The 8,616-nt window shown below is 64.9% G+C and carries 7 protein-coding genes; all 7 read right to left on the bottom strand.

Going from position 1 to position 8,616, the window contains the following annotated elements; translation table 11 throughout:
* Nucleotides 1-945, bottom strand: a 945-nt coding sequence (locus HX786_RS27055; RefSeq protein ID WP_102651183.1) for an LLM class flavin-dependent oxidoreductase, incomplete at its 3' end; no start/stop codon positions are given.
* A complete protein-coding gene (locus HX786_RS27050) occupies nt 935-1,927 on the bottom strand; it encodes an LLM class flavin-dependent oxidoreductase (RefSeq protein WP_087695234.1) in 993 nt (330 codons plus the stop codon). The genes HX786_RS27050 and HX786_RS27055, both read right to left, overlap by 11 nt.
* Nucleotides 1,928-2,086: 159 nt before the next feature.
* Nucleotides 2,087-3,073, bottom strand: coding sequence for an LLM class flavin-dependent oxidoreductase (locus tag HX786_RS27045; protein ID WP_178912853.1), 987 nt, complete (start codon nt 3,071-3,073; stop codon nt 2,087-2,089).
* Nucleotides 3,070-4,059 carry an LLM class flavin-dependent oxidoreductase gene (locus HX786_RS27040; protein WP_178912852.1) on the bottom strand — a complete coding sequence of 330 codons (990 nt, stop codon included), beginning with the start codon at nt 4,057-4,059 and terminating at the stop codon, nt 3,070-3,072. Before HX786_RS27040 ends, HX786_RS27045 begins: the two co-directional genes overlap by 4 nt.
* Nucleotides 4,056-4,973, bottom strand: a complete 918-nt coding sequence (locus tag HX786_RS27035; RefSeq protein ID WP_008430348.1) for a 5'/3'-nucleotidase SurE — start codon at nt 4,971-4,973, stop codon at nt 4,056-4,058. The genes HX786_RS27040 and HX786_RS27035 overlap by 4 nt, the downstream gene beginning before the upstream one ends.
* Nucleotides 4,970-6,307, bottom strand: a complete 1,338-nt coding sequence (locus tag HX786_RS27030) for an LLM class flavin-dependent oxidoreductase (protein ID WP_008430347.1) — start codon at nt 6,305-6,307, stop codon at nt 4,970-4,972. Before HX786_RS27030 ends, HX786_RS27035 begins: the two co-directional genes overlap by 4 nt.
* Nucleotides 6,308-6,365: 58 nt before the next feature.
* A partial coding sequence (locus tag HX786_RS27025) for a TonB-dependent siderophore receptor (RefSeq protein ID WP_178912851.1) occupies nt 6,366-8,616 on the bottom strand: 2,251 nt, incomplete at its 5' end.

The raw sequence follows: 8,616 nt of genomic DNA, 5'->3' as shown, positions 1-8,616 counted from the left end.
ACCCCGTACCAGGCCCACACCGGCCCAGAGGTTGGCCGAAACCTCCAGCTCCCGCGCCCCACGCCCACGGCCTTTCATCAACTCGGTCTGGCGACTCTGCCCCACCGATTCATACTTGGCCATCTGCCGCTGCGCCTGGTCAATGGCGTCCTTGGGTATCTCCTCCAACAGCCGCTCCACATGCGCCCAGGCCGCCTCGTCAGTGCGATCGGCAAAGATGTGCAAGCGCAACCCAAAGCGCAACGTCCGCCCCTGCATCGCGGCCAACTCACGCATCCGCAGCACCCGCTCGGCAATCATCGCCGGCGGCTCACACCACATCAGGTACGTCTGCCCATGGGCAGCCCCCACCTGCTCGGCAGCCTCGGAGGCGCCCCCAAAATAGATCGCCGGCACCTCGGCCCCAGGCGCCACCGGCGTGTTGATCCCACTGCGGTAGTAGCGCCCCGGATGCGCCGGCTGCTTGCCAGCCCACACCGCCTGGAACACCTGCAAAAACTCCGCAGTACGCGCATAACGCTCATCGTGTTCGAGAAAGTCCCCCAACGAACGCTGCTCAAAACGGCTGGACCCCGTCACCACATGCAACGCCAGGCGATTCTCGCTGAGCAATTGCAAGGTCGCCGCACGGTGGGCGGTATAGGCCGGCAGCTCCATGCCTGGTCGCAACGTCAGGAGGAATTTAAGCCGTCGCACCTCCTGGGCCAGCACCGCGGTAATCAGCCACGGATCCTCGAAACCGCTGGCGGTGGGCACCATGATTCCGTCGAACCCGGCCTGTTCGGTAGCCCGCACGATCTGGCGCAGGTAATCGAGGGTGGGGGCACGTTCGCCTTGCTGGAACAGCCCGACCTTGGGCAGGCCGCTGCTGGTGAGGTGGCGACCGTCGCCATTGGTGGGCAGGAACCAGTCGAGCTGGATCGGGGGGCGAACCTCAGTGTTCATGGTGCAGGCGCTCCTTGCGCAGGCCGTGTTGAAAAAGCAGCGGCAGGATCTGTTCACCAAAGCGCAGCACTTCGCCGACCGCCGGGCCGCCTTGCAGGATGATGTGGCCAAGGCCCAGGCCGTGCAGTTCCTGCAGGCGCGTGGCGATTTGGCGGGGCGTGCCCACCAGGATCAACGGTTGGCCAGGGTGCAGTTGCAGCAGGTTCGGGTGGATCTCCCACTGGCGCAACGGGTGACGGTCGCGGGGCACGGTGGCGATGCGGTGGTTGGGCAGGTCCTGGGTCGGCAGCAGGGCGGCGGCGGTTTCCCAGGCCAGGTCCTCGCTGTCGCCGATGACCAGGCCGAAGGTACAGGCAAAGGCCAGGCCCGGCTGAAGCTGGCGCCAGCGTTGTATTTCCTGGGCCAGCCACTGCGGATGCCCAGGCCGCAACAGGCAGACCTGGGCGTGGCCAGCCACCAGCGCGTGGCTTTGGCTGTCGTCCAGCACCAGTGGCGGCGCGGGCAGTTCGCGGCGGGCGACGCCGGCGTTTTCCAGTTGGAAATAGCGGCCTTGATAATCCAGGCCGCCGTCATTCGGTGCCAGCAGTTGTTGGAGAATCTCCAGGTATTCGCCGATGCGTTCGCTGCGCTGGTCGCGGTTCAGCCATTCGCCAAACGCACTGCGCAGGCTGCCTTGTTCGCCGTCGGGCAAGTGCAGGCGCACCCGGTGGCTGCTGATCGATTGCAGGCTTTGCAGGGTGGTGGCCAGGGCCGCCGGCAGCATGACTTCCGGCGGTACGCTCACCGACAATTGCACCCGTCGGGTGTGGGCGCATAACGCCGCCGCCACACCGAGGCTGTCGGCACACAGCGCGCCGCCGGGGATCCACAGGCCGTCGATGCCGGCGTATTCCACCGCCTGGGCCAGCTGGATCCACTGCCCCGGCCGCGCCGCCCAGTCGGGGGTACAGAGGGGCATCAACCAACTGAATTCAAGGGGCATACACGGGCTCCATAGTTTGGCATCAGCATCACGCGTCGTCGTAGCAGCTGTCGAGCCCCGGCGAGGCTGCGTTCGCGGTGTATCTGGCACACCGCTACGCAGCCTCGTTTCACTCGACAGCTGCTACGGGAGCTGACGCTTTCAGGGCGTTTGATCATCCTACTCTCGTCCTCGCCATCCGAGGGCCGGGGCGATGTCCCGGGCGATGATTTCCAGGCGCTTGAGGATCTGCGCCTGGGTCGAGCTTTCGGCCTGGACCACGGCGATCACGTAGTCAGCATAGGGCAGCAGGGACGGGTCCTGTTGCAGGCTGGCGATCACTTCGTCGGGATGGCCGTGGTGCACGTTCATCAGGCGCAGGTGCTCCTGCAGGTCCACGGCTTGATCGATCAGGCCTTCGCGTTGCAGGCGCGGGATGTGGCGCTCGATATCCACCGCCAGTTCCGCTTGGGCACCGGCGCGATCCGCTGCCGGGAAAATTGCCCGCACCACGCCGATTTTCGGTGGGCGATCGGTGCGGGTCCAGGCATTCAAGTAGGCATCGGCCAGGGGTTTTTGCACCGTCAGCGGATCGTGGGTGGCGGTGCCCAGCAGCAAGCCGTTGCCCTGGCTGGCGGTGTATGCCGCGCCTTCGAGGCTGCCGTGAGAGTGCCACAAGCGGCTGCTCAAGCCGGTTGCTGGCGGTTGCAGGGTCAGCGCGCTGTGGGGCGTCAATGCCTCGCCGTCGAGTAACTGCTGGACCTGCTGCTGGTGGTCGCTGAAATCGACCTGGCGTTGCACGGCATCACGGCCAAACGCGCTGAAATTGTCGAGGTTGGCGCCGCCGCTGCCCAGGCCCAATTGCACCCGGCCGCCGCTGAGTGCATCGAGCACACTGGCGTCTTCCGCCAGGCGGATCGGGTCTTCGAAAGGCAGCACGATCACCCCGGTACCCAGTTCGATATGCCGGGTTCGCTCGGCCACCGCCGCCAGCAATACCAGCGGCGACGGCAGCCGGCCAAAGCCATTGCTCAGGTGGTGCTGGGCAATCCAGCCACCGTCGAAACCCAGGGCTTCGGCGACTTCGAATTGTTCGATCAGGTCGCGGTAGACCTGCTGTGGATCGTCGCCAAAGGCGTGGCTGAGAAAGCCCAGTTTGAAGCTCATGTCAGGGTTCCTTGGGGCAGTGTCGGTTGCCAGCCCAGGGCCGGGGCGATCTGTTCGCGGATGATTTCCAGGGCGCGGATCGCCTCCCGCAGCGGGGTGCTGGCGGTCTGTACTTGCAGCACCAGGTGGTCGTTGGCCGTCAGGCTCGGGCCTTGCTGCAACTGCTCGATGATCTGCTCGACCGGGCCGTGCAGGATGCCGAGGCGCCTGAGGGTGGCGTCGAAATCATCATCCATCGGCGCCTTGTACACGCCGATACTCTGTTGGCGTTGCACGTAGGCCTGGATATCGTTGCGCGTGGCGGCGTCCGGGTTCGGGATCAGCGCCTGTACCCGGGTGACACGGGGCGGGGTGCCGTTGTCACCGGTCCAGGCGTTGCGATAGCGGTTGACCAGTTCTACCCCGGCTTCGGGCGGCAGGTGCGGGTTGGGCGCCATGATCAGGCCGTGGCCGCGCTCGGCCACCCGTTCCACCCGTGAGGTGGCTTCCCAGATTCGCTGCCCAAGGCCGGCTGCCCGTGGCAACAGGCGCGAGCCGCTGTCGGTCAGGGGGGCGTTGCCCAGGGCATGGATCAACTGTTGCAGGTGCTGCTCATAATCGCGGTGGCGCGCCTCAGGCTCACGACCGAATGCGGTGAACGTGTCGGGATCAAAACCCGCACCCAGGCCCAGCTCCAGCCGGCCATTGCTCAACAGGTCCAGCACCGAGGCGTCTTCCGCCAGGCGCAGCGGCGCTTCCTGGGGCAACACGATAATCCCGGTGCCCAGGCTGATCCGCCGGGTGCGCTGGGCGATGGCGGCAAGCAATACCAGGGGCGAGGGCAGGCGGCCGTTTTCGCTGGCGAAGTGGTGCTGCGCCACCCAGCCACTGTCAAAGCCCAGCTCTTCGGCGACCTTGAATAACTCCACGGTGTCGCGGTAGACCTTGGGCTCGAAGCCGGGGCTGTAGACGCGGCTGAGAAACCCCAGGGAAAAACGCGAACTCATGGCTGCACCTCGCGGGCCAGTTGTTTTTGCAGCGCGGGGCCGGCGTTGATCGACTCCGGCAGGCCGCTGAACGGGCTGATGGTCAAGTAACCCTTGTTGAGCCATACCGCCTCATCCTGCTTCTGCTGCTCGGCGGTGGCGGCGGGGCTGTACTGGAAGCCGATGCCGGGTTTGCCCGGCAGTTTGAATTGCTTGAGGTCGTCGGTGTACACCGCTTCAAAACCCACGTAGCTGCCGATGCGGGTGAGTTTCACGCCCTTGATCTGTGGGTCTTTTGGCAGGTTGATATTCAGGCCCAGGCCCTTGGGCAAGAGCGCGCCGTCGGGCTGGCGATGCTGGTCCAGGGCATTGACCAGTTTCGCCACCAGTTGCGCCGCGCGTTGTGGGTCTGCCTCCTTCAAATCGGTGCTGACTGCCAGCGCCGGAATGCCCGCCTGCACCGCGACACTGGCGACGTTGAACGTGCCGGAAGCGCTGTTGATCGCCCCCAGGTTATTCCCGGGGTTGGGGCCGACGATCACCAGGTCGGGGTGGGGCATGACTTTTTTCAGGCCCATCAGCAGGGCCATTACCGGCGTACCGCTGATTTCGATCTGCACGTCTTTGCCGGCGCATTCGGGGCTCTGGCACACGCCGTTTTCAGTGGTGCTGATGTAGTAACTGTCGGGGTAGGCCGGGTCGTCGTCATGGCCAACGGTGACTTCGCGACCAAAGAAAAACGCACCGCCCCGTGCGCTCTGGTCGGCCTGCGGTGCGGCAATCCGCACCGTATGCCCCTGGGCCTTGAGCTCGGTGTACAGGGCGCGAATATTGGGGTGCTGATAACCGTCGTCGTTGCTCAGCAAAATGTTCAGGGCAAAGGCCTTCGAGACGAACAGGCTGCCGACTGCCAGCATCCATGCGCTGCGCTTCATGGTGTAACTCCCTGGGTAAAGCGATTGGCCGGGCGCGGCAGGCCGAGGTTTTCCCGCAGGGTGGTGCCTTCGTATTCGGTGCGGAACAGCCCGCGTTGCTGCAGCAGTGGAATCACCTGCTCGACGAACAGGTCGATGCCGCCCGGGAAGTACGGGAAGAACACGTTAAACCCGTCACAGGCACGGGCTTCGAACCACTGCTCGAAGAAGTCGGCAATGTCTTCGGCGGTGCCGATTACCGGGTTGCCGGCGGTCAGGTGCAGGTACAGCTGGCGGATGCTCAGGTTCTGGCTGCGGGCCAGTTCCAGCAGTTTGTCGCGACGGCTGCCGCGCTGGCCTACCGGGGTTTCCGGCAGCGGGCCGTCGAGGTCGTAGCCCGACAGGTCGATGTCATCGCCCAGGGTGTCGGCCAGGAAACGCAGGCCCAGCACCGGGTCCACCAGGGCCTGGAATTCTTCGAACAGCGCCTGGGCCTGTTCGCGGGTTTCGCCGATAAACGGGGTGACACCGGGCAGGATCTTGATGTGGTCGGGGTCACGGCCAAAGGCGGCGGCGCGTTGCTTGATGTCTTGATAGAAAGCCTGGGCGCCGGCCAGGTCATGGTTGACCGCAAAAATCAGCTCGGCAACGCGGGCGGCGAGGGCCTTGCCGGGTTCCGACGCACCGGCCTGCACCAGCACCGGATGGCCCTGTGGAGGGCGGGCGACGTTGAGTGGGCCACGTACGGAAAAATGTTCGCCGCGATGATTCAGGGTGTGCAGTTTGGCCGGGTCGAAATACTCCCCGCTGGCCTTGTCGCGGGTGAAGGCGTCGTCGTCCCAGCTGTCCCACAGGCCCTTGACCACGTCGTGGAATTCTTCGGCGCGCTGGTAGCGGTCGCCATGGTCGATATGGGTTTCGCGGCCGAAGTTCCAGGCCTCATCCGAGACCACCGAGGTCACCAGGTTCCAGGCGGCGCGCCCCTTGGACAGGTGATCGAGGGAGGCGAACTTGCGAGCGATATGGTACGGCTCGTTGTAGCTGGTGGTGGCGGTGGCGATCAGGCCGATGTTGCTGGTGACGGCTGCCAAAGCGGCCATCAGGGTCAAGGGTTCGAAGTGTTCGGCGCGGGCAGTGCGGCTGAGGGCGTCATGATGATGGCCCCACAGGGCGACCACGTCGGCGACGAACAAGGCGTCGAATTTTCCGCGTTCGGCGGTTTGCGCGATGTGTTTGAAGTGCTCGAAATCCAGGCTGGCATCCGCCTGGGCCAGGGGATGGCGCCAGGCCGATACATGGTGGCCGCTGTTGGCCAGGAAGGCCCCCAGCTTGAGTTGATCGGTACGTCGGGTCATGGGCAGGCTCCCGCAAAAGGTCAGGCGCAGGGCCGGTGAACCGGCCCCGCGGGCTGGGTCAGAAGGCGTACGTCACGCCGGTGTACCAATAGCCACCGGTGGTGCCGTAAGGCGAAAAGGTACCGTACGGGAAGCCGCCGGAACTGCTTACCAGGTCGGTGCGTTTCGGGTACTTGTTGAACAGGTTGTTGGCCCCCGCATTCAGGGTCACGGCCTTGGTCAGGTGGTAGTCGATGTTCAGGTCGGTGATCCAGGTCGGCGCGAAGTTGCGGTCGTAGATCTCGGCGGTGCCGTACTCGGTGTAGGAGCCGTAGCGGGTCAGGTTGAGGCTGGTTTCAACCTTGTCGTAGGTCCAGGTGGTGCCCAGCAGCAGCTTGGATTGCGGCAAGCCGTACTTGAGGTTGCCCTGGCGCTGGCGGTCATAGCCACCGTCCGGGCCGAGGGCCTGGGCGGCCACGGTCGAGGCGTGGATCGAGTCGATCTGGGTGGTGTTCCAGTTGAAGCCGGCGCTGTATTTCAGGCTGCCATAGGCACCGATGTCCTGGCGGTAGTCGCCCACCAGGTCGACGCCGCGGGTGGTGGTGTCGAGGGCGTTGGTGAAGTAGGTCACCGCCTGGTTCGGGTTGAGCCCGGCGGCGGCGAGGATCGCGCTGATTTGCGGCGTGCCGCCCAGGTAACCGGTCTGGGCGATGCGGTCCTTGATCACGATCTGGTAGGCATCCAGGGTGATGTTGGTGTTGTCAGTGGGTTGCAGGGTCAGCCCGATGCTGTAGTTGGTCGACTTTTCAGGCTTGAGGGTGGTCGCGCCCAGGGCCTTGGCCACATCGGAGTTCACCGCCACGTTGCGGTAGTCGAACAGTTGCCCGTTGACGCTGGTTTGCGAGGTGGAGCTGTAGATCTGCTGGGCCAGGGACGGTGCGCGGAACCCGGTGCTGACGGTGCCGCGCAAGGCCAGGATCGGGGTCAGCTGGTAGCGGGTGGAGAACTTGCCGTTGGTGGTGGTGCCCGAGCCGTCGTTGTAGTGCTCGTAGCGCCCGGCCAGGTCCACGTGCCATTTTTCGGTGAGGTCCTGGCCGATCTCGCCGTAGCCCGCGAGGCTGATGCGGCTTTTTTCGGCGGCGTCGGCCGGGGTGGTACCGGCACCGGAAATGGTCCCGGGTGGAATGATCGCGCCGTTGGCACCGGTGTCGAACGGCCCGCTGGCGTAGGAGGCGAGGTCACCCTTGCCGATCTTGTAGTCTTCGTAGCGCTGTTCCAGGCCCCAGGAAATCTGCGTCGGCTTGTACAGGCCGAGGTCGAAGGCGCGGGTCAGGTCGAGGTTGTTGGTCCATTGGCTGAAGGTTTTTACGCCGGTGTCGACCGAGGTCGGTGAGTTCGGGCCGTAGCTCAGGTTGTAGGTGTCGGTGAGGGTGGCCCGGGCATGGTCCTGGCCGTAGGTGCTCGACAGGTCATAGTCCCAGCCGGCGGCCTGGCCCTTGCCGCCAAACGCCACCTGGAAGTCGTCTTCGATGAAGCGCAGGTTGTCTTCGATACCTTCCGGGTACGGGGTCTGGATGCCGTTGAACGACGGCGGCTGGTGGAATGCCAGGGGCTTTTCCGAGTTGCGGTGGGTGTAGGTTGAGAACGAGTACAGGGTCAGCGCGTCGGCGACCGGCAGCTCGGCGTTGTAGCCGAGGCTGAAGTTCTTCGCCTCGGGCAAGCCGGTGCCGTAGTAGGTGTGGCGTTGGCTGGTGTTGCCGGCACTGTCGGTGTACGGCGCCGCATCGGAACGGTCCGAGACGTCCTGTTTCTTCACGTCCAGGGCGAGGTTGATGAAACCGTCGTTGGGCAGGGCCAGGCCGACATTGCCGGTTTGACGCACGGTTTCGCCGTCGCCGTTTTCATAGTTCTGGCCGTAGGTGGTGGACAAGCTGCCGCCGTGGTCGGTTTGCTTGAGCACGATGTTGATCACGCCGCCGATGGCGTCCGACCCGTATTGCGCCGAGGCGCCGTCACGCAGGACTTCGATGTGATCCACCAGGGCGGTGGGGATCATGTCCAGGTCCACCGGTTGCGAGCCGGAGTTGAGGGAGGTGGCGTTGTTCAGCAGCGCGCTGTTGTGGCGGCGCTTGCCATTGACCAGCACCAGCACCTGGTCGCCGTTCAAGCCGCGCAGGCTGATGGGGCGCACGATCGAGGTCGAACCGAAGCCCGACGAGGCCGGCTGGTTGAGGGACGGCAGCACCTTGCTCAAGGCACGGGTCAGGTCGCCCTGGCCGGTGGCGAGCAACTGCTTGGAAGAAATCACGTCCACCGGCCAGGGCGACCTG

The organism is Pseudomonas sp. 21615526 (assembly GCF_013386245.1).
Taxonomy (GTDB): Bacteria; Pseudomonadota; Gammaproteobacteria; order Pseudomonadales; family Pseudomonadaceae; genus Aquipseudomonas.
The sequence above is the reverse complement of the archived record's forward strand: the minus strand, read 5'-3'. Positions and strand labels throughout refer to the sequence as shown.

Coding starts and splice junctions, on each gene's coding strand:
- HX786_RS27030 (WP_008430347.1), bottom strand. CDS start 6,307: ATGACCCGACGTACCGATCAACTCAAGCTGGGGGCCTTCCTGGCCAAC.
- HX786_RS27035 (WP_008430348.1), bottom strand. CDS start 4,973: ATGAAGCGCAGCGCATGGATGCTGGCAGTCGGCAGCCTGTTCGTCTCG.
- HX786_RS27050 (WP_087695234.1), bottom strand. CDS start 1,927: ATGCCCCTTGAATTCAGTTGGTTGATGCCCCTCTGTACCCCCGACTGG.
- HX786_RS27045 (WP_178912853.1), bottom strand. CDS start 3,073: ATGAGCTTCAAACTGGGCTTTCTCAGCCACGCCTTTGGCGACGATCCA.
- HX786_RS27040 (WP_178912852.1), bottom strand. CDS start 4,059: ATGAGTTCGCGTTTTTCCCTGGGGTTTCTCAGCCGCGTCTACAGCCCC.